19 protein-coding genes are annotated in these 19,800 nt (G+C 58.0%); 14 read left to right on the plus strand and 5 right to left on the minus strand.

The window, feature by feature from the left end; all coding sequences use genetic code 11:
• Positions 1–89: 89 nt before the first annotated feature.
• Positions 90–1,316, minus strand: coding sequence for a toxic anion resistance protein (locus JUE30_RS03255; protein ID WP_125755488.1), 1,227 nt, complete (start codon positions 1,314–1,316; stop codon positions 90–92).
• A complete protein-coding gene (locus JUE30_RS03260) occupies positions 1,309–2,052 on the minus strand; it encodes a 5-bromo-4-chloroindolyl phosphate hydrolysis family protein (protein WP_203623595.1) in 744 nt (247 codons plus the stop codon). The genes JUE30_RS03255 and JUE30_RS03260 overlap by 8 nt, the downstream gene beginning before the upstream one ends.
• A gap of 178 nt (positions 2,053–2,230) precedes the next feature.
• Between JUE30_RS03260 and JUE30_RS03265 the strand changes: the two genes are divergently transcribed.
• From JUE30_RS03265 to JUE30_RS03290, 6 genes are all read left to right on the plus strand, one after another.
• The gene (locus tag JUE30_RS03265; RefSeq protein ID WP_203623596.1) at positions 2,231–2,767 is read left to right on the plus strand and encodes an NUDIX hydrolase; all 537 of its coding nucleotides are present in this window, start codon (positions 2,231–2,233) and stop codon (positions 2,765–2,767) included.
• Complete coding sequence (locus tag JUE30_RS03270) at positions 2,760–3,029, plus strand: hypothetical protein (RefSeq protein ID WP_203623597.1); 270 nt, start codon at positions 2,760–2,762, stop codon at positions 3,027–3,029. Before JUE30_RS03265 ends, JUE30_RS03270 begins: the two co-directional genes overlap by 8 nt.
• 62 nt (positions 3,030–3,091) lie before the next feature.
• Positions 3,092–3,784: a 5'-methylthioadenosine/adenosylhomocysteine nucleosidase gene (locus tag JUE30_RS03275; RefSeq protein WP_203623598.1), complete on the plus strand. Its 693-nt coding sequence runs from the start codon at positions 3,092–3,094 to the stop codon at positions 3,782–3,784.
• A gap of 12 nt (positions 3,785–3,796) precedes the next feature.
• Positions 3,797–4,957: a cysteine desulfurase family protein gene (locus JUE30_RS03280; RefSeq protein WP_203623599.1), complete on the plus strand. Its 1,161-nt coding sequence runs from the start codon at positions 3,797–3,799 to the stop codon at positions 4,955–4,957.
• A 158-nt stretch (positions 4,958–5,115) separates the two neighbouring features.
• Positions 5,116–7,398 carry an HAD-IC family P-type ATPase gene (locus tag JUE30_RS03285; protein WP_203623600.1) on the plus strand — a complete coding sequence of 761 codons (2,283 nt, stop codon included), beginning with the start codon at positions 5,116–5,118 and terminating at the stop codon, positions 7,396–7,398.
• A gap of 99 nt (positions 7,399–7,497) precedes the next feature.
• A complete protein-coding gene (locus JUE30_RS03290) occupies positions 7,498–7,839 on the plus strand; it encodes a DUF1831 domain-containing protein (protein WP_203623601.1) in 342 nt (113 codons plus the stop codon).
• A gap of 62 nt (positions 7,840–7,901) precedes the next feature.
• On the opposite strand, the gene JUE30_RS03295 is transcribed toward JUE30_RS03290, so the two are convergent.
• Positions 7,902–9,296 (minus strand): FAD-binding oxidoreductase, encoded by a 1,395-nt coding sequence (locus JUE30_RS03295; RefSeq protein WP_203623602.1) that lies wholly within the window; start codon positions 9,294–9,296, stop codon positions 7,902–7,904.
• A 259-nt stretch (positions 9,297–9,555) separates the two neighbouring features.
• Between JUE30_RS03295 and JUE30_RS03300 the strand changes: the two genes are divergently transcribed.
• The 7 genes from JUE30_RS03300 to eis all read left to right on the plus strand — a co-directional run bounded on the left by JUE30_RS03300 (position 9,556) and on the right by eis (position 17,116).
• A complete protein-coding gene (locus tag JUE30_RS03300; protein WP_203623603.1) occupies positions 9,556–10,086 on the plus strand; it encodes a helix-turn-helix domain-containing protein in 531 nt (176 codons plus the stop codon).
• Between the two features lie 133 nt (positions 10,087–10,219).
• Complete coding sequence (gene mnmA, locus JUE30_RS03305; protein ID WP_304599156.1) at positions 10,220–11,338, plus strand: tRNA 2-thiouridine(34) synthase MnmA; 1,119 nt, start codon at positions 10,220–10,222, stop codon at positions 11,336–11,338.
• 121 nt (positions 11,339–11,459) lie between these two features.
• Entirely contained in the window at positions 11,460–11,996 is a 537-nt protein-coding gene (locus JUE30_RS03310) for a methylated-DNA--[protein]-cysteine S-methyltransferase (protein ID WP_203623605.1), read from the plus strand.
• Positions 11,997–12,073: 77 nt separating this feature from the next.
• Positions 12,074–12,739: a histidine phosphatase family protein gene (locus tag JUE30_RS03315; RefSeq protein WP_203623606.1), complete on the plus strand. Its 666-nt coding sequence runs from the start codon at positions 12,074–12,076 to the stop codon at positions 12,737–12,739.
• A gap of 12 nt (positions 12,740–12,751) precedes the next feature.
• Positions 12,752–13,417: a tetratricopeptide repeat protein gene (locus tag JUE30_RS03320; protein ID WP_203623607.1), complete on the plus strand. Its 666-nt coding sequence runs from the start codon at positions 12,752–12,754 to the stop codon at positions 13,415–13,417.
• Positions 13,410–15,881, plus strand: a complete 2,472-nt coding sequence (locus JUE30_RS03325; protein ID WP_203623608.1) for an ATP-dependent RecD-like DNA helicase — start codon at positions 13,410–13,412, stop codon at positions 15,879–15,881. The genes JUE30_RS03320 and JUE30_RS03325 overlap by 8 nt, the downstream gene beginning before the upstream one ends.
• A gap of 17 nt (positions 15,882–15,898) precedes the next feature.
• On the plus strand, positions 15,899–17,116 hold the full coding sequence (gene eis, locus JUE30_RS03330; RefSeq protein WP_125755457.1) for an enhanced intracellular survival protein Eis: 1,218 nt from the start codon (positions 15,899–15,901) through the stop codon (positions 17,114–17,116).
• An 86-nt stretch (positions 17,117–17,202) separates the two neighbouring features.
• On the opposite strand, the gene JUE30_RS03335 is transcribed toward eis, so the two are convergent.
• Positions 17,203–17,763 carry a hypothetical protein gene (locus JUE30_RS03335; protein WP_203623611.1) on the minus strand — a complete coding sequence of 187 codons (561 nt, stop codon included), beginning with the start codon at positions 17,761–17,763 and terminating at the stop codon, positions 17,203–17,205.
• A gap of 95 nt (positions 17,764–17,858) precedes the next feature.
• Here JUE30_RS03335 and JUE30_RS03340 point away from each other — a divergent pair, with 95 nt between their 5' ends.
• Positions 17,859–18,500 carry a Crp/Fnr family transcriptional regulator gene (locus JUE30_RS03340; protein WP_203623609.1) on the plus strand — a complete coding sequence of 214 codons (642 nt, stop codon included), beginning with the start codon at positions 17,859–17,861 and terminating at the stop codon, positions 18,498–18,500.
• A gap of 30 nt (positions 18,501–18,530) precedes the next feature.
• On the opposite strand, the gene JUE30_RS03345 is transcribed toward JUE30_RS03340, so the two are convergent.
• Positions 18,531–19,490, minus strand: a complete 960-nt coding sequence (locus JUE30_RS03345; RefSeq protein ID WP_203623610.1) for a diacylglycerol kinase family protein — start codon at positions 19,488–19,490, stop codon at positions 18,531–18,533.
• Positions 19,491–19,800: the final 310 nt, after the last annotated feature.

A 19,800-nucleotide genomic window follows, 5' to 3' on the forward strand; every position in this document is an offset into this window, starting at 1 on the left:
TGACCGTACTGCCTGATTTTGGGCAGTGCGGTTTTTTGCGTCGGCGCACGAAAAAACCAGCCGCCTGAGCGACTGGTTGATAGAAGCGGTTAAGCCCGCGGATTTTGCGGGTTCATGTTGCCATGGGTGTAATCGAGCAGGTGGTTCTTGAGGTCTTCTTCCATCTTGCCGAGTTCCTGCTCTGCGGCCTGCCGCTTGGCGCGGCCTTCCTGCTGAATCTGCAGGGTCTGCTGCAAGGTGTCGACCAAGTCGTTTTGCGTTTGGGTCAAAGTCTCAATGTCGACCACGCCGCGCTCGTTTTCCTTGGCGGTTTCGACGGCCGAGATCTTCAGCATCGACGAGTTCTTCTTCAGCAGGTCGTTGGTGGTTTCGGAAACCTGGCGCTGGGCGGTGACGGCATCTTTTTGCCGGAGCAGCGTCAAGGCGATGGCGACTTGGTTCTTCCACAGTGGAATGGCTGTATTGACGCTGGCCTGAATTTTTTCCGCAAGGGCTTGGTTCGTGTTTTGAATCAGGCGGATCTGCGGCGCCTGCTGCAAGGTGATCTCGCGGGCCAGCTGCAAGTCGTACGCGCGTTTTTCCAGGCGGCTCTCAAACTGCTTGAGGTCGTTGACCTCCTGGACCTTCATCTGGTCGCCGGACGCCTGGGCCTCGGCCAAAGCGGCAGGAATCGTCTTGGTTTGCAGCTCGTCCTGCTTGATTTTGGCGGCAGCGATGTAGATGTTCAACGCGTCAAAGTAAGCTTTGTTCTGAGCGTACAGTTCATCAAGCATCTTGTTGTCGTTGAGCAAGCCTTGCTGCTCCTTGGTCAGGCGCGCGGCGATCGTGTCGATTTGCGCACCGATCTTCTGGTACTTGGCTGTGATCTCAAAAATCGAGCGACGAACCTTGCCGAACAGCTTCTTGAAGACATTGTTGTTTTCGGCGCGCAGCTCATCCGGGTTGGCTTCGTTCAGCCGCGCCATCAAGCTGGTGAGGGCGTCGCCGACAGCGCCGGTGTCCTGGCTTTGCACCTTGTCCAGCATTGTCTGCGAAAACTGGCCGAGCTGCTGCTGGGCCTGGGCGCCGTAGCTCATCACGCCGTCATTGTTCTTGACGTCGATCTGCGCTGCAAGGTCCTGAGCCTGCTTTTCCTGCTCCGGGGTCAGGTTCGACGCCGCGTGCTCGGCAGCCGTGGCGGCGGGTGCGGCAGTTGCCGAACTGCTTGGGGCCTGGGTGGCAAAAGGCTGACTCAAGAGGTCGGCGACCAAGTTTGAATCAGCGGCGGTACTGGTTGCGGCTGATGGTGCGGTAGTTTTTGCTTCTTCATCACTCATGCTGTTGCCCCGATTCTTCTGATTTTGGTGTGATGGTGGCGTGCTCCGGTGTCAAATGAACGCCGCGGTCGACTGTTTCGGTCGATTCGGCAAGGCGCGGCTTGATCTGCTTTTTCGCCAAGTCGATGTCAGCTTCCAGATCGTCGATGTCGCTTTCCACAAACTCGCTGTAGCCGGACTTGATGGTGTCGGCCAGGTCGCGCAGGGTGTTGGCCGCGGTGGTCAGCACGTCGTAGGTGTCCTGGGTCTTGACCTCGTGGTGCGTGATGGCCTCGTATTTTTGCGCGATGCTCAAGACGTTTGGCAGCTGCTCATAGATAAAATGTCCAGCTGCGCCCAGCTTCTTGGGGGTCTGCACGATGGCCTTGAAGTAGGCGTGCATGATGTCGAGCAGGTCGGCATTAACGGCAATCGTCTTGATTTTGGGCACGCGGTCGGCGATAGCCTCGAATTCGTGGATCTCGTCTGCGGCCTGGTCCATAGTTTCGCGGAACAAGTTGATCTCGCTTTCGCTCAGCCCGGATTCGGCGTAATGGGCGGCCATGTCTGGGGTGATCGGCGGTGTGGCGGGCTTTTCCACCGGCCGGCTCAACTCGCCGACCAGGCGGGCACCGGCGAAGACCAGCATGACGAACAGCCCGACCCACAGGTGCTGGGTCAAGAGGCCAATCACCAGGCCGGCCGCGGCCCAGAGCCCGACGCGCACCCAGCGGATACGCTTTTCTGTTTTTTTCAACGTCTTTCACTTCCTGAATATGCTTTCGTGCCTTCAGTTTACCATAATATCAGGCCTCAAATATCAGCCTCGAGATGGACTTTGCTGAAGGATTCCTTAAGGCGTTGGTATTCTCGCCGGCCATTGGTATCATAGGATTGAATGCGCCTGTCCAGGCGACAAGAAGGAAGGCTCCCAGATGGAAAAAATCGAAGGACGACAGCAGATTTATCAAGACCAGATACTGACGCTGAGCCAGCTCACGGTCAGACTGGAGGATGACACCATGGCGAAAAGAGTGCTGGTTCACACGACCGGCGCGGCCGGGGTGTTGGCGATAAGCCAGAACAAGGCACTGTTTGTCCGGCAGTGGCGCACGCCGCTTGCGCAGGAGACCCTCGAGCTGCCCGCGGGCAAGATCAATCCGGGGGAGACGCCACTTGAAGCCGCTAAGCGCGAGCTGAATGAAGAGGCGCAGCTGGCCGCCGATGAGTGGGCGCCCCTGACCCACTTTTACCAAAGCGCCGGTTTTTCCGACGCCGAGTCGACCCTGTTTTCCGCCCGGCACCTGCACAAGCCGGCCGAGCAGCGCAGTCAGGACGTCGGAGAATTTGTGACCGGTGAGTGGCTGACGCTGGAAGAGGCCAAGCAGGCCCAAGCTGATGGCCTGATCTGTGACGCCAAAACCACCCTGGGACTGGCGTTGTGGGAGCTGCAGGAGGTGCACCATGCCTGAGTTGACCCGTAAAGAGTACCGTCAGCAGCAGAAGCAGGCCGAGCGCGAGGCCGAAAAACGCGACGAGAAGCGGGTGGAAACCGAGCGTGAGTACGCCAAAGCGGCCCACGAGCCGCGCAAGGCGCCGAGAGCCCCGCACCGCGGCGATTTCGACGAGCAGACCTTTAAGAAGGTCAACAGCATGAAAAAGCGGCTCAACTGGGCCATTGGCATCGTTGTAGTGCTGCTGCTGGTCGTTGCGATGGTGCTGTTTAAGCTGTAATTTTTGGCTGGCTGGCGTACAATAAGTAAGCTGCTTTTGAACAATAGAAGGGATGAAAGTTAATGAAGATAGGCGTTATTTGCGCGATGGAAGAGGAGATTCGCACGCTGCTCCCCAAGCTGGCAAATCAAGAAGAGCGGGTCGTGGCCAGCCAGCATTATTACCACGGCACGATTGACGGCACCGAGGTCACCCTGGTGGAATCGGGCATCGGCAAGGTGCAGGCGGGAATGACCGCAACCGTGCTGCTCAGCCAGTACCAGCCGGACGTCTTGATCAACACGGGCTCCGCCGGCGGCATCGGCCAGGGCCTGAACATCGGCGACGTCGTGATTTCCAGCAAGGTCGCCTACCATGACGTGGACGCGACGGCGTTTGGCTACAAGCCGGGCCAGCTGCCGCAGCAGCCGCTTTATTTTGACGCCGACCAGCAAGTCGTCCAGGAAATTGCTCAAGCTGCGCATGAAACTGATTTGAACACGCACGTCGGCCTGATCGTTTCCGGCGACGAGTTTGTGTCGAGTCAAAGTGCCGTCAAGCGCATTTTGGCCATGTACCCGGACGCCTTAGCTAGCGAAATGGAAGGCGCCGCGGTTGGCCAGGTCGCGCATGAATTCCACACGCCATTTGTCATCATCCGCGCGATGAGCGACAACGGGGATGACAGCGCGTCGGTCAATTTTGACGATTTCATCATTGACGCGGGCAAGCGGTCGGCGGCGATGCTGCTGGCGTACATTCACAACTTGAAGTAAGGAGCGACAGAGTTGAATCACGTTTATCTCGATAACGCGGCCACCACGCCGATGGCGAAAAAAGTCATTGAGACCATGACCACGCAAATGCAAGCCAATTTTGGCAATGCCAGCTCGACGCACTGGTTCGGCCGGCAAGCACACGCCGTCATGGACGACAGCCGGGCGGTTTTGGCCAAAAGTATCAACGCCAAGCCCGATGACATTGTGATCACCAGCGGGGCGACCGAAGCCAACAACACGGCCATTATGCAAACGGCGCACGCGCGGGCTAACTTGGGCAAGCACATCATCACCACGGCCATCGAGCACCTCAGTGTACTGAAGCCCATGGCCCAGCTTGAAAAAGAGGGCTTTAGGGTGACTTATTTGCCGGTGAACGAGGAAGGCGAGATCAGTCTGGCCGACTTTGACGCCGCGCTGGATGACGACACCATCCTGGTTTCGATCATGATGGGCAATAACGAGGTGGGCTCGCGCATGCCGATCAAGCAAATCGGGGAGCGGCTGGTCGACCACCAGGCCTGGTTCCACACGGACGCGACCCAGGCGTACGGGCTGCTCGACATCGACGTCGACGCACTGCACGTCGACATGCTGAGTGTCTCCGCCCACAAAATCAATGGGCCCAAGGGCATCGGCTTCCTGTACCGCCGCAAGGGCGTCAACTTCCCACCGTTTCTGCGCGGCGGTGAGCAGGAAATGAAGCGCCGCGCCGGCACCGAGAACCCGCCAGCCGTGGCCGGCTTTGCCGAGGCGGTGCGCCTCATCACGCCGCAGGAAAAAGGCGACCGGCAGGCCAAGTATTACGGTTTCAAGGAGCAGATCATGCACGCGCTCAAGGCCGCAGACGTGGACTTCAAGGTCAACGGGCCGCTGAAGCCGGATGCGCTCAATCACGTGTTCAACCTGTGGCTGCCTGGCGTTTCGACTTACGCGCTGCAGACCAATCTGGATCTGGCCGGCTTTGCCATTTCCGGCGGCTCCGCCTGCACGGCCGGGTCGCTGGAGCCGTCACACGTGCTGACGGCGATGTACGGCGCCGACTCACCGCGCATCAGCGAGTCGATTCGCGTGTCCTTCGGGGCGTTCAATACCACCATGGACATCGTGCAGTTCAGCGACGCCCTGGTCAAAATCGTCAATCGGCTCCGTAAAAAGGCTCAGGCATAGCCCTTGCCATCACACCGAATCTGCAGCAACATTGCGGATTCGGTGTTTTTGCGTCCAATTGAAAGAAAGGTAAAAAAGCCGCACCGGGCTTTCAGCGGCTGGCGGCAAAAGCGTAGAGTGGAAGTAGTGTCTAAGGGATTTCTTGAGGAGGAATCAGTTTGGCAGAGGAAAAAAGTCACCTTTCTGGATTAACACAAGTCGAAGCGCAGTCTCGCCTAGCTAAGGACGGCCCAAACGAGGTGGCCGAAAAGCCGTTTAGTTTTCCGCGAGCGGTGGCGCAGCGCCTGTGGGAACCGTCCGCCTGGATTCTGGAAGGCGCGCTGCTGCTGGAAATTATCCTTGGCAAGGGCATTCAGGCCGGCTTCATTATTGTGATGCTGCTGTTTGCCGCGGTGAATGGCGCCGTTCAGAATCGCAAAGCGACCAAAATTCTGTCCAGGCTCACCGACCAACTGACCCTGACGGCGACGGTCAAGCGCGATGGTCAGTGGCGGCGGGTGCCAGCGCGGGAGCTGGTGGTCGGCGACTTGGTCAGTTTGACTTCTGGCGATTTGGTGCCGGCGGATGTTGAGTTGCTGCAAGGCAGCGCCGACATCAATGAAAGCTCAATCACAGGGGAGGCCAAAGGCGTGTCTCGGCGCGTTGGTGATGCCGCGTTTGCCGGGACAGAGCTGACTGCGGGCCACGCTGTTGGCCGCGTCACGGCGACCGGAAAGGCCAGTCGCTCCGGCAAAACCATCAGCCTCATCAACAAAAGCTCGGCGCCTGGCCATCTGCAGCAACTACTGGGCAAAATTATCGGCTACCTGGCCGCGGTGGATGCAGTCCTGGCCGTCATTTTAGTCGTGGCGACGCTGGTGCGGGGGCAGAGTTTGCTGGCGCTGCTGCCGTTTTTGGCGATGCTGGTGATCGCGACGATTCCAATCGCCATGCCCTCTAGTTTTGCCGTAGCCAACTCCGTGGAGGCCAAGGTGCTCAGCGGCCAACAAGTCCTGGTCAGCGACCTGACCGGCATTCAAGAGGCGGCCAACATGAACGTGCTGCTGATTGACAAGACTGGCACCATTACCGCCAACAAGCCCAGTGTGGTGGCCTTTTACAACTTGTCGGCGCAGCCAGATACGACTGTCCTGCAATTTGCGCTGACCGCCACGGATCAGCGCAAGCCCAGCGTGATCGATGCGGCCGTTCAAAATTATGCAAAACAAAAACAACTCACTGCTTTAGCTCAAAGTCACTTCCAACCGTTTGATTCCGGCACCGGCTACTCCCAAGTTGAGGTGTCGACTGAGGCTGGCACGCAAACGGTGCGGCTGGGCTCCCTGAAGCAACTGACCAAACTCACGGCCCCATTTACGCTGCCGGCAGCCGTCGATTTTTCCGCGGGGCGAACGACCGCCATTGCAGTGGAAAAGCAAATGGTCGGGTTGTTCATCATGCAGGATCAGCCGCGTGCGGACAGCGCGGCAGCCCTCGCCGAGATCCGCGCCCGCGGCGTCAAGGTGCTGATGCTGACTGGGGACAACCAGAAAACGGCGGCGGCCGTGGCCAAGAAGGTCGGCTTGCCTGGCCGCGTGATTTCTATCTCTGAGCTGAAACCGCACCAGCCGCTGGATGACCTCGCCGGCATCGCCGATGTCGTCCCTGAGGACAAACTGGCCATGGTGACCAATTTTCAAAAGGCCGGTTATATCGTCGGGATGACCGGTGACGGCGTGAATGATGCGCCGGCGTTGAAGCAGGCGGACCTGGGCATTGCGGTTGCCACCGCGGTGGATTTGGCCAAGCGGTCGGCGCGGATGGTGCTGCTGACTCCTGGACTCACTTCGATCACCAATGTCCTTGATAGTGGTCACCGCGTTTATAAGCGCATGATGACCTGGACCATCACCAAGCTGTCGCGGGCGGCCCAGCTAAGCATTCTGCTGACTTTTGGCTACCTGATCTTCGGCTTTTTGCCGCTGAGCCTGAATGCGATGATCCTGGTCGCGCTGCTCAACGATTTGGTCACGCTGGTGCTCGGCACCGACCACGCGCAAATCAGCCATCAACCCGAGCGCTGGGACATGAAAAAGCTGAGTAAAACGGCCGGTCTTTACGCCGGTGGGTGGACGCTTGCTGGGTTTGGCTGGCTGCTGTGGCTGATTCACGTGGGGCAAACCGCGGGCCAGATCAGCACTGCGCTGTTCTGTTTTCTGATGTTCAGCGCGATGCTCACCATCCTGATGACCCGCACGACCAAGCCGTTTTGGGCGAGTGCCGCCAGCAAGCAGGTCAATTGGGCGATTGGAGGAAATACGGTTGTGACCGTCATTTTGGCAATGGTCGGGTTTGGGGTTGCCGCGATCCAGTTACCCGTGATTGTCTTGGCGTTTGCCCTAACGCTGGTGGTCGGGGTGCTGCTGACCGGTCTGACGCACTGGCTGCACCCCGCGGCGTGATCCGCCAATGATTGTGCGGCATTCTTTGGTGCCTGATATGCGATTATGGTAAGATAAAAGCGAATACAAGCGCCGCTGAGCGCACAGGGAGTGGGAGTTATGGCATTACAGGCAACCGGTTCCGCATTGGGCGATTCGAAAACCTACAAGATATCACCGCAGATCAAGCGCTACACGCTGATGGATCTGGGCTTTGTGAAAACAAAAAACGGCAATTTCCAGCTGGAGCGTTCGCTGGATCCGAACTCGCCGTTCACGCAGGCCAATAAGCTGAAGGTGACATTCAAGGCCGACCTGTCCGGGTTCCAAATGGGTGTGACCACGGCCAACGGACTGAAGGCCATCAATATCTTCAAAACTGACAAGACGGCCGATAACGTTGAGCAGTATCACTTCATTATCGACAACATGATCGAGCGTCAGGTGCTTGAAGAGGCATGACCGTACAAATAAGGCCGCTGCGAAAATAAAATCGCAGCGGCCTTTTTGCGTCCAATCGGCGGCTAGTTGATCTTGCGTTTCGGGTTCAGCAGGTTCATCGGATCCAGCAGCGCCTTGATTTGGTGCTGGAGCATGTCGACGTCTTCGCCGAGCTCGGCGTTGTTCCACTGGTTCTTCAGCATCCCGACGGCGTGCTCGCCGGAAATCGTGCCGCCCAGCGCCAGCGTCTTCTTGAACATCAAGGACAGTGCCTGGCTGACCTTGGCCGGGACGCCTTTTTCCTCAAGCGGCCAGACGATGGACGGGTGGACGTTGCCATCGCCGGCGTGACCGGCCGTGTAAATCTTCAGGCCGAGGTCTTGGCCGACCTGCTTGATGTAGTCCATCATTGGCGCCAGCTGGGACAGTGGCATCGCCATGTCCTCCATGATGTGGTTTTGCCCGGTGAAAATGGCTGGGAGCATGTCGCGGCGGACTTTTTCCAGCTGGGCCTGCTCCTCGGGTTTCTCGGTGACCGTGATGTCGCGGGCTCCGTGCTTGGTCAGCAGGGCGTTCAGCACATCCATGGCCTGCTTGGTGCCGTTATCGATTTTGAAGATCAGCATCGCGCCGGATTCTTTGCTGTAGTCGGTGCCGTCGTACTGGTCGATGGCCTGAATGGTCGGGTGATCCATCGCCTCGAGCATCGTCGGGTAGACGCCCGAAATGCGGATCTCGGCGACGGCCTCGGCCAAGGCGGTCATGTTCTCGAAAAAGGCCATACCCATGACCGGCGTGCCAAGTGGAATCGGCATCAACTTGACCGTGATCTCGGTGATGATGCCCAGCGTGCCCTCCGAGCCGACGAACAGTTGCGTCAGATCGTAGCCGAACGCCTGCTTGAGCGTGCGGCCGCCAAGTTTCAACTCGCGGCCGTCTGCCAGCACCACTTTGAGGCCGAGCACGTTGTCCTTGGTTGCCCCGTACTTGACGGTGCTCATGCCGCCGGCGTTGGTCGCAACGTTGCCGCCGATGCCGGAAATCGGCTTGGACCCAGGATCTGGCGCGTAGAACATGCCTTGCTCGCGAGCGGCTTTGTCGAGGTCGCCGTTAATGACCCCGGGCTCGACCACGGCCAGCGAGTCGGCCTTGCTGATTTCCTTGATCTTGTTCATGCCGGCGGTGGACAGAATGAAACTGCCGGCGATGCCGTCCGCCCCGATCACGGTACTGGTGAACCGGTTCTGGGTGACGACTGGGACGTGATACTTGCGTGCGGTTTTGAGCACACCTTGCACGTCGGCAGTGTTGTGCGCCTCGATGAAGGCGAGGGCCAACCCGGAATCATCGTCAGTCAGGTTGGGGGAGAAGGACTGCTTTTTCAAGGTGGCCGGGTCGGTGATGACGCTGCCGGCGGTCACATTGGCTCTCAGGTCGGCGAGAATCTCGTCGTTAGAAAATGCCGCAAAAACTGTCATGCTAAAGGCTTCCTTTCTTTAATACGCTTACAAAAATACCGTAACACTATTTTGCCAAAAGGGGTGCCATAAGCCATCGGCGGGGCTATCTTCCTGAGTCTATTTCTGCAGTGGCAGAGCAATCTGACGGTGGCGCAGCTAACACTTTCGTCATGTTCAAGTGCAACAGTCAAAAAGTGTTATTGTATGTGCCATGCAGTTGTTTTGCTGCAACGATACCAAGCAGGCCCGCTGTGGTGGCAGGCCGGAGGAGAATGATATGGCTTTTGCAATGGGTAAGGATCTGGCCGCCGCACGCGCTGCAAGCGGAAAGTCGCAGGAAGATACTGCGCTGTTGCTGGGGATCACGCCTGACACGTTAAACCAGTGGGAAAATGGGCAAGTTGTCCCGACACTCAGGCAACTCGGCCAACTGAGTCGGGTGCTCGGCGCGGCGCCGCAAGCGCTTGTGGGGATGAAGCCTAAAAAGAAGCGTCTGCCCCTGATCGGCCAGCGGAATCAGAGCAAAAGCGTGAGCTGGGGTGCGACCTCTGACGAACTGCGCCGTCAGATTTTGGCCAATCTGATCAGTCTGAGTGCCAGCTTGACCGCGGAGCAGGCGGCCAGTCTGCAGCCGGTGCTGGAACAACATTACCAGCTTTTGATCCAAGGGGTCACGGCGGTCGCTTACGTGGTACAAACCATGTCGCTGGGCGTCAGCAAGACCATGCGGCAGGCCGGCATCATGTTTTCACCGGCGCAGGAGGCGGATTACATGGCGATTGTTCGAGCGGATTACATTCGCAAGTAAGGCCGGCAAAGACTTCCGCTGCTTACTTTCAGAAAGCGTTGTTTTTCCCGGTTGCACTGGTATAATTAACCTTACTGGAATTGACGACCTTCAAATCGGATAACTCCAGAATCTGATTGAAATGATGGTGATCATTTTGGACAACAGCAACACCCGCGTTGTGGTGGGGATGTCCGGCGGCGTGGACTCGTCCGTGTCGGCGCTTCTCCTTAAGCAGCAAGGGTATGACGTCGTCGGGGTGTTCATGAAAAATTGGGACGATACAGACGAGAACGGGGTCTGTACCGCGACGACCGACTATGCAGACGTGGCTAAGGTGGCTGACGAAATCGGCATTCCTTACTACGGCATCAACTTCGAAAAGGAGTACTGGGACCGCGTGTTCCAGTATTTCCTGGACGAGTACAAGGCCGGCCGCACCCCGAATCCCGACGTAATGTGCAACAAAGAGATCAAGTTCAAGGCGTTTCTCGATTACGCCGAGGAGCTAGACGCTGACTACATTGCCATGGGCCACTATGCCCAGTTAACCACCGACGCAAACGGTACCGTGCACATGCTGCGCGGCGCCGATGCCAACAAGGACCAGACGTACTTTCTCAGCCAGCTGTCACAGACCCAGCTGAAGAAGTCCATGTTCCCCATCGGCGGCATGCAGAAGTCCGAGGTTCGGGCCATTGCCGAAAAGGCTGGTCTGGCCACTGCCCACAAAAAGGACAGCATGGGCATCTGCTTTATCGGTGAGAAGAACTTCAAGGAGTTCCTCAGCACTTATCTGCCGGCTCAGCCTGGCAAGATGATGACCTATGATGGCGAGGAAAAGGGCACGCACGATGGCCTGATGTACTACACCATCGGTCAGCGCCAGGGGCTTGGCATCGGCGGCAACTCGGAGAACTCCGAGCCGTGGTTTGTGGTTGGCAAGGACATCGAGAAGAACATTCTCTATGTCGGCCAGGGTTACAACAACCCGCACCTGATGGCGACCAGCCTCGACGCGTCTGGCATGAACTTCTTTACCGGCGCAGCGCCGGCCACTGACTTCCACTGCACGGCGAAGTTCCGCTACCGTCAGCAGGATGTCGGCGTCACCGTGCACCTCGACGGCGACAACGCCCGCATTGAGTTCGACCACCCGGTTCGGGCAATCACTCCCGGCCAGGCCGTTGTCCTTTATGACGGCGACGAGTGCTTCGGCGGCGGGACCATCAACGTCGCGTACAACGACGCCAAGGTTCTGCAGTACGTTTAAGCATCAGGCACGATTGGACACTCTCACAAATGTGGGAGTGTTTTTTCGTGGCACCAGGCGCTGGTGCGCTGTTCAGAACACGTGTTCGTATGGTAAAATAAAAGCAATTGGAGGTGCCGTGATGCAAGCACAAAGCACGTATGAATCCCCATTCGGTGAGTTGACCCTGCTGGCCGACGACGATCACCTGCTGGGCATCTGGTTCAAGGACCAGGACTACTTTGGCGGGCAGTTTGACCTGGGTCGGGTGCCGCGCAAGGTGACACCAGTCCTGATCAAAACTGGCCTGTGGTTGCAGGACTATTTTGACGGCGACCGGCCTGATCCCAAGGCGCTGCCGCTCCAGCTGACCGGGACGACGTTTCGTCAGACTGTTTCGCGGGCTTTGCTAACGGTCCCCTATGGTGAAGTGACCACCTATGGCGCGCTGGCCGCTCAAGTGGGCGAAACCCTTGGCCGGCCGACCTCGCCGCGTGCAATCGGCAACGCTGTAGGACACAACCCCATCAGCATCGTCGTTCCGTGCCACCGCGTGGTCGGCAAGCACGGTGAACTGGTCGGGTACGCCGGTGGCATCGACCGCAAAATGATGCTGCTGGGGCTTGAAGGCCACACCATCGACGTGGACAAGGCCTGTTTGATGAACCCAAAGGTTTGATGGTTTTAGCCCCCTTGAATTAGGCGCGTTAAATCGCGATAATTAGTAACTATATAAGACCATTAGGGGGAGCAAGATTGACGCGGTTATATTTTGTTCGACACGGGAAGACGGAGTGGAACCTGGAAGGGCGCTACCAAGGGGCCAACGGCGATTCGCCGCTGCTTAAGGAAAGCTATGAGGAAATCGGCCAGTTGGCCAACTACCTGACCGTACGTGGGGTCAAATTTGCCCACGCCTACATCAGTCCGCTGCCGCGCGCGCAAAAAACGGCGCAGTATCTGATCAAGCAGCTTGGTCAAGACATTCCGACGACGACCACGGTGGGGATGCGCGAGTTCAACCTCGGGCGCATGGAAGGCATGCGCTTTTCTGATGTGGAGAAAAAATATCCCACGGAGCTTCACGCGTTCCGCTACGCCCCCGGCGAATACGATCCGACCAAAATTCAAGGCGAGTCGTTTCCAGAATTGATCCAGCGAATGCAGCCGGTGGTGCTCGCCGCCGTCAAACAAGCGCAGCCGGATGATAACTTGCTGTTTGTCAGCCACGGGGCGGCGCTGGTGGCGCTGATTCAAAGCCTGCTTGGCACCCCCATCAAGGACATGCGCAAAGATGGCGGGCTGACCAACAGCAGCGTCACGATTCTTGACGCGCACGGGCCTCAGCTGCCGTTCAAGCTGGTGCGCTGGAATGACACGGACTACATCACGAAGAAACTTGATCCAACCGACACGATTTAGGAGGCACCAGCCATGGCGTCATTGACCGCACAATTTAATCAAGGGGACCACGATGCAGCGATTCAGGCCGCCGTCAAACGCATTGACGAAAAGCCGACGGACCCGAAGCGCTACGCCGTGCTGGCGACCATGCTGATCGGCATCCACGCCTACGATGAGGCGAGCCAGCTGATCGTCAAGGCGCTGGGGCTTTTCCCCAATGATGCCGAGCTGACGTACGACGCCGGCCTCTTAGCGTTCAGCCAGGGGAATTCGACGCTGGCAATCAAGTACTTCGGTCAGCTGGCCACTGCGAAGAAGGGCACCCTCAAGCAGGACGCGCAGTACATGCTGGCGCTCAGCTATCAGCAGGCCGGTCAGGTGCAAAAGGCGCTGGCCTTTGCGCTGACCGCGCATGACGCCGCGCCCGAAAAGGTGGACGCGGCGCTGCTTTCGGCGGAGCTGCTGCTGGGGCTTGGCGCCTTTGCGGACGCCGCCAAGCTGCTGGCGCCATTTTTGCAGATCAAGAATGCACGGGTGCTGTTCACTTACGGCATGGCACTGACCGGCCAAGACGAAGACGGCAGCCAGTACCTGGACCAGGCGAAAAAGCTCGATCCTAAGGGCTATGATCAGCAGGCCGGTCAGGTCCGGGACATTGCCGGATTCCTGAAGGCGCAGGGTAAAGCCGATGAATGAAGATGCACAGCAAAGCGTCAGCGGCCGGGTCAAAAGCATTATTTTCCAAAGCCCGACCACGTTTTTCAAAATCGTCGCGGTGACGATCACCAAAACAAATATTCAATGGCCCGATGACGAGATCACCGTCACCGGGAATTTTGGTGACATCAAGGAAGACGAGACTTATACGTTTGTCGGCAAAGTAGTCAACCATCCGCGCTACGGGCTGCAGTTTGCGGCCGACAACTATCAAGTCGACAAGCCGACCTCTAAGCAGGGGCTGATCAACTACCTGGCCTCAGACCGCTTTCCTGGCATCGGCAGCATCACCGCCAAGAAAATTGTCGATGCTTTGGGCACCGGCGCCATCGACAAGATCCTCAAGGACGAAAATGTCCTCAAGCCCCTTGGCCTGAACGCCGAAAAACGGGCCACTTTGGTCGACAACCTCCAGCTGAATCTTGGCATGGAGCAGGTTATCATCGGCCTAAACGACTTTGGCTTCACGTCCAACATGGCGGCCAAAATCTACCAAAAATACAAAACCGATGCGCTGGACGTCATCAAGGACAACCCCTACCAGCTGATTGCCGACATCGACGGCATCGGCTTTAAGCGCGCCGATGCCATCGCGGCCAACCTGCACATCGAGCCGGATTCCCAGATTCGGCTGGGCGGGGCGGTGCTAGCCGAACTCCAGCGCTTGACCGACGGCGAAGGCGACACGTACGTCGCGCTGCCGGTGCTCGTCAACTCGGCCCTTGGCGTGCTGGAGAGTGCCCGCAACGTGCAGATCGATGCCAACCAGGTGGGCAAGGCCATTTTGGCCCTGACGGAAAAAGGCGAGCTGTACGCCGACGGTCAGCGCATTTTCCCTAAACGGCTGTACGACGCGGAAGGAGAAATCGCCACGCGGCTGGCCACCTTGAAGGAGCCGGTCAAAGATCCGCCCAGCGACAAAGCGGCGGCGAAGGTCATTAAAACCGTCGAAAAAGAAGCGGGGATCCACTACGACGAGACGCAAACCGCCGCCATTAAGCAGGCGCTGCAAAACGAGATTTTCCTGCTCACTGGGGGACCAGGCACCGGGAAAACTACCGTGGTCAACGGCATCGTGCGCGCGTATGCCGAGCTGAACGGGCTCAGTCTGGACATCAACACGTACAAAGATGAGCCGTTTCCGCTGATGCTGGCGGCGCCAACGGGCCGGGCCGCTAAGCGCATCATGGAAACTACCGGCTTGCCGGCATCGACGATTCACCGACTGCTGGGACTGGCCATCGACGCGCAGGAGTACGAGCCCAAGGACCTGCCGGACGGGCTGCTGGTCGTCGACGAAATGTCGATGGTCGACACCTACCTGTTCCGCACGCTGCTGGCGGCGCTGCACCCGGGCATCAAAGTGATCCTGGTCGGCGATAAAGACCAGCTGCCATCGGTGGGCCCGGGCCAGGTGTTTGCGGACTTGCTTCGCAGCCAGACATTACCGGCCATGGAGCTGCGCCACATTCACCGCCAGGACGAAGATTCGTCCATCATTCCGCTGGCGCATGCGATCAATGCTGGCAGACTGCCGGCAGACTGGCAGCAAAGCAAGAAGGACCGCTCGTTCATTCTCTGCCCGCCGGAGCAGCTGGCGCGGGTGGTCGGCCAGGTCGTTGGCAAGGCCGCGACCCAGTTCGACAAGGCGGACGTGCAGGTCCTCGCCCCAATGTACCGCGGGCCGGCCGGCATCGACCAGCTCAACCCGCTGATTCAGGACATACTGAATCCGAAAAAATCCAACCGCACCAAGGAAGTCGAGTTTGGTCCGGTCAAGTACCGCATCGGCGATAAGGTCCTGCAGCTGGTCAACAATCCAGACGCGAATGTGTTCAACGGTGAGCTCGGCATCATCACCGGCATCACCGCGGCCAAGGAAGCCGAAAGCAAAACTGACGAGCTGACGATTGATTTTGACGGCAACGAGCTGCAGTATCAGCGCAGCGACTGGTCCAAAATCACGCTGGCCTATGCGACTTCGATCCACAAGGCCCAGGGTTCGGAATTCCCGGTCGTGATCCTGCCGCTGACGTTGAACGCGCGGCGCATGCTGCGGCGGAACCTGCTGTACACGGCGGTGACGCGGGCGCGGGATTTCTTGATCCTGATGGGGGACCCGCGGGCCTTTGAAACGGCCGTTGAAGCCGTCGCCGACAACCGCAAAACCGCGCTGGTTGATCGGCTGGCCAAGGTGATGAAGCAGGATCAGCCGGACATTTTTGCCGCAAGCACGCCTGCCGCGACCGCGGCGCGACCACCTGCTTCCACAGCGGTTGACAGTGCGCCGGATGCTTCGGATAATGAAAATAGTGAAGCAATTGATCCAAATAAAGAATACCGCCTGACCAAAGCTTTGATTCAAGCTCAGACCATCGACCCGCGTATCGGGTTAAATGGGCTGACGCCGGCGAAGCTGTTGGCAGCGCAGGAGGCTGAGTAAGCCACTAAGGAGTTTTTATGGCAGACGACATCCGCGACGAGCTTGAGATCAGGCCGGTCACCCCGGCTAACCTCGAGCAGTTCAACGATTTATTAGCCTACGTGTTTCAAGTGACAGCCAAAGAGGTCGAGGAATCCGGCTACGAGGACGGCGAGCTCGAGCGGGCCAAGCGCCCAGTGCTCGAAAAGTCCGACGTCATCGGCTGGTGGCAGGGCGATCAGCTGATCTCGCAGCTGGCGATTTACCCCTGCCGCGTCAACATTCACGGCCAGCTGTACGACATGGCGGGGCTGACCGGCGTGGGGACGTACCCGGAATACGCCGGCCACGGCCTGATGCACGATCTGGTCAAAATCGGCCTGTCCCACATGCGGGACCACCACCAGTGGATCTCGTACCTGTATCCGTACAGCATCCCGTTTTACCGGAAAAAGGGCTGGGAGATCATGTCCGATCACCTGACCTTCGACGTCAAGGACACCCAGCTGCCCAAGGTCGACAACTCGCTGCCCGGCCACGTCGAGCGGCTGGAAATCGATGACCCGGACGTGATCGAGATTTACAACCGGTTCGCCTTGCACAATCACGGCGCGATGATCCGCAACCAGCTCAACTGGGACGAATACTGGCGCTGGGAGGACGAGGACGAGCGCATCGCCGGCGTTTATTACGACGACAATGACATTCCGCAAGGGTACGTCCTGTACTGGATTGCCGATGAGGTGTTCCACATCAAGGAAATGGTTTACAACACCCAGGAGGCCCGCATCGGCCTGTGGAACTTTGTCGCGGCGCATTTTTCCATGGTGGAGCACGTCAAAGGCGACATCTACAAAAACGAGCCGCTGCACTTCCTGCTGGACGATGGTGACATCACCCAGACCATCCACCCGTACTTCATGGCGCGGATCGTGGACGTGGCCCAGTTCCTCAAGTCGTACCCGTTTGAAGAGGCGGACAAGCCGCTGCACTTCGTCGTGTCAGACCCCTTGGCCGACTGGAACAACGGCGTCTTCGGCCTCTGGTGGGACGAAGCCGGCCATCTGCAGGTCACCGATCGGCCGGTGGGCGACCCGGTCAAGCTGGACATTCAGACGCTGACGACCATGCTGATGAGTTACCGCCGCCCGTCGTACTTGGCCAAAATTGAGCGCATCGAAGCTAGCAAGGCGGCCATTAAGCAGCTGGAGCGCATCATTCCCAACGACGAGCCGTACTTCTCAGATTACTTCTGACCGTCTCAACGAGGCGATGAGAAAAATGCCATTGCCTTTTTTATTCAGGCAATGGCATTTTTGTTGGCATTGAACGGGTGCTAAGGCTAGTCAACACGCTTGATCTGACCGGCGGCGATCGGCAGCGTCACGTGCTGATCGAAATCGCCGACCATGCCGGCGACGGTGGCAGGCAGAACGAGGCTTTGCGGCACCCCGTGAATGTAAACGACGCGCTTGTCCAGCTGCAGGTCGCGGCTGCCGAACGCCTGCTCAAAGTGGTTTTGCAGGGCGGCCAGCGGCACGACTTTGGTGTAGGCAAAATGGCCGGTGGCATCAGCGACCGGGTAGCGGTCGTGGGGGATGTCCATGTTTTCGGGCGCATCATCGAACGGGACCATGGTGGTGCCGGAGACACTGCCGGTTTCCATCAGGTCGATAAAACGGTCGCCGTTTGCGTCCTGCGCGGGGCCGGCGACCAGGGCTTGCTTGCCGTCCGGGAAGCCGTGAAAATGTTCCCAGTGTTCAGTGTTGGCCGGCGTGTCGAACATCTCGATGGTGATGGTCAATGTTTCGTCAGTCAGGGTGAAGTCCGCGGTGCCGTGCGCGGCGGTCCCAATTTTGTCAGCGTTGAGGGCCACGATTTCTGCGTGATAATTTGCCATGATGAATTGCTCCTTTGATTTTGATACCGTTAGTGTACAATGTATTTGGACACTTGTAATTGACATATATCAATTCCACCCAAAAAGGAGACATCATGATGCATGATCCAGTGGCATGCGTGCGCGGGGCTGAGATTTTTAACGGACTGGACGATGACGTGGTGAAGGCGCTGGCAGCCATTTCAACGCACCAGCGGCCAGTCGGCAAAGGGACAGCGCTGTACGAACCGGGGACGCCGGTGGCCGCGCTGCTGGTGGTCGACCGCGGCCGCGTGAAAGTGATGCGGGCCACACCTGACGGGCAAGAGAAGGTGCTCTACTTTCTTGGCCCGCACAGTGTGGATAGTGAGGCGGCGTTGTTTGCGGAGCAGACTCATCAAAATGAGGCGGTGGCAGTTGAGGATTCCCTCGTCTGCACGATCAGGCGGCAGGATTTTGAAACACTGCTCGAGCAGTCGCCCAAGTTGGCAGTGCGCCTGCTGAATGCGTTTGGCACGCGGCTGACGGCGCTGGAAACGCGCAGCGCCCGCTACGGCACCCTGACCGCTCAGGCCCGCCTGCAGCAGTACCTGGAAGATCTCAGCGCGCAGCAGGGGACGCGGCATCTGCAACTGCCTATGAGCAAACGTGACCTCGCTTCCTGGCTGAGCGTGACGCCGGAAACGCTCAGCCGCCAGTTCACCAAGCTGACGGCAGAAGGCGTGCTCACGACCAGCGGGCAGAAAGTGACGCTCCATTAAAAAATCTCTTTGCCACGTTGGGCGAAGAGATTATTTTTTTTCTGATAGGTTGAACCAGAAGTTTTGCTTGGCCACGGTGAATTCCAGCTCGAAGGGGCGGGTACCCATTTCCTCGCCGTCCATTTGGCCGGCCTCAAGCTCGGTGGTTTCGAGGCGCAGGTGATTGCCCTTGAAGTGGTGGATGCGGTCGTACTTGGCTTCCTTGCCGCGGATCAGCTGAATCAGGTAGAACAAGAACACCACCCAATTGGGATGCTCGACCAACACCAAGTCCAGCTGGCCGTCTGTTGGCACGGCGCCGGGCATGAAGCGAATGCCGCCGCCGAAGTAGGGATGGTTGGTGGCATCGACGAGGAAGGCGTCTTGAATGATTTCCATGCGGCCTTGCTGGTCGTAGACGATCACCGGAAACGGTTTTTGCGCGAAGAACACAATGACACCAGTGATGAAGTAGGAGAGCTTGCCCAGGTGGAACCGATTGAGAAAAGTCTTGATTTGGCTGTGTGAGCTGCGGGCAATGACGTTGCCGTCGTAGCCGATGCCGATGTTGTTGACGAAATAGCCGCTTTCCTGATGGGTCTGTTCAGCATATTGACCAATGTCCAGGACAAGGGGCGTTTCGGTGCTTAGGACGCATTCGAGCGCCTTCATGGGATCGTCCGGCAGCCCAATGCCGCGCGCAAAATCGTTGCCGGAGCCGGCGGGGATGTAGCCAACGGCAAGGTCGGCCTGCCGCGTCATTTTCAATCCCGTAATGGTCTGGTTGAGCGTGCCGTCGCCGCCGATGACTAAGACGACCGCGCCCGGATGGTCGTTGAAGCTGCCGATTTGTTTGGCCAACTGGACCGTGTGGCCGGAGTACCGGCTGACGCGCACCTCATAGTCGATCTGCCGATCGTTCATGACCTTGCGGACTGCCTTTAGCGTGTCCACAGCGTTGCCAGAGCCGGCTGCCGGATTGAAAATGATGTAGTAAAATGCCGACGCCATGCGTTCGCCTCCTCCAAAAATCACTAGTACCGATTATACCGGCCAGCAATGAATAACACAATAAAATCGGTGGTACGCGATGAATATTTATGCGTTTAAATCAAGCTTGCGACTGCCTGCCGTGACCAATCAGACAAAAAAATGATCCTCAGCGAAGCGCCGAGAATCATTTTCGATTTTATGGCGCTACGATATTTGGAGTTGAAAGGCATCTTGCCTCGAAACTCCTTTTTATATACCATTTTTATGTCTGAGCACACAAAGAGGACATTACACTGTCCCTTGTCTGCTCTCCGACCAAAGAAATTAG

This window comes from Lacticaseibacillus sp. 866-1, assembly GCF_016861825.1.
Classification (GTDB): domain Bacteria; phylum Bacillota; class Bacilli; order Lactobacillales; family Lactobacillaceae; genus Lacticaseibacillus.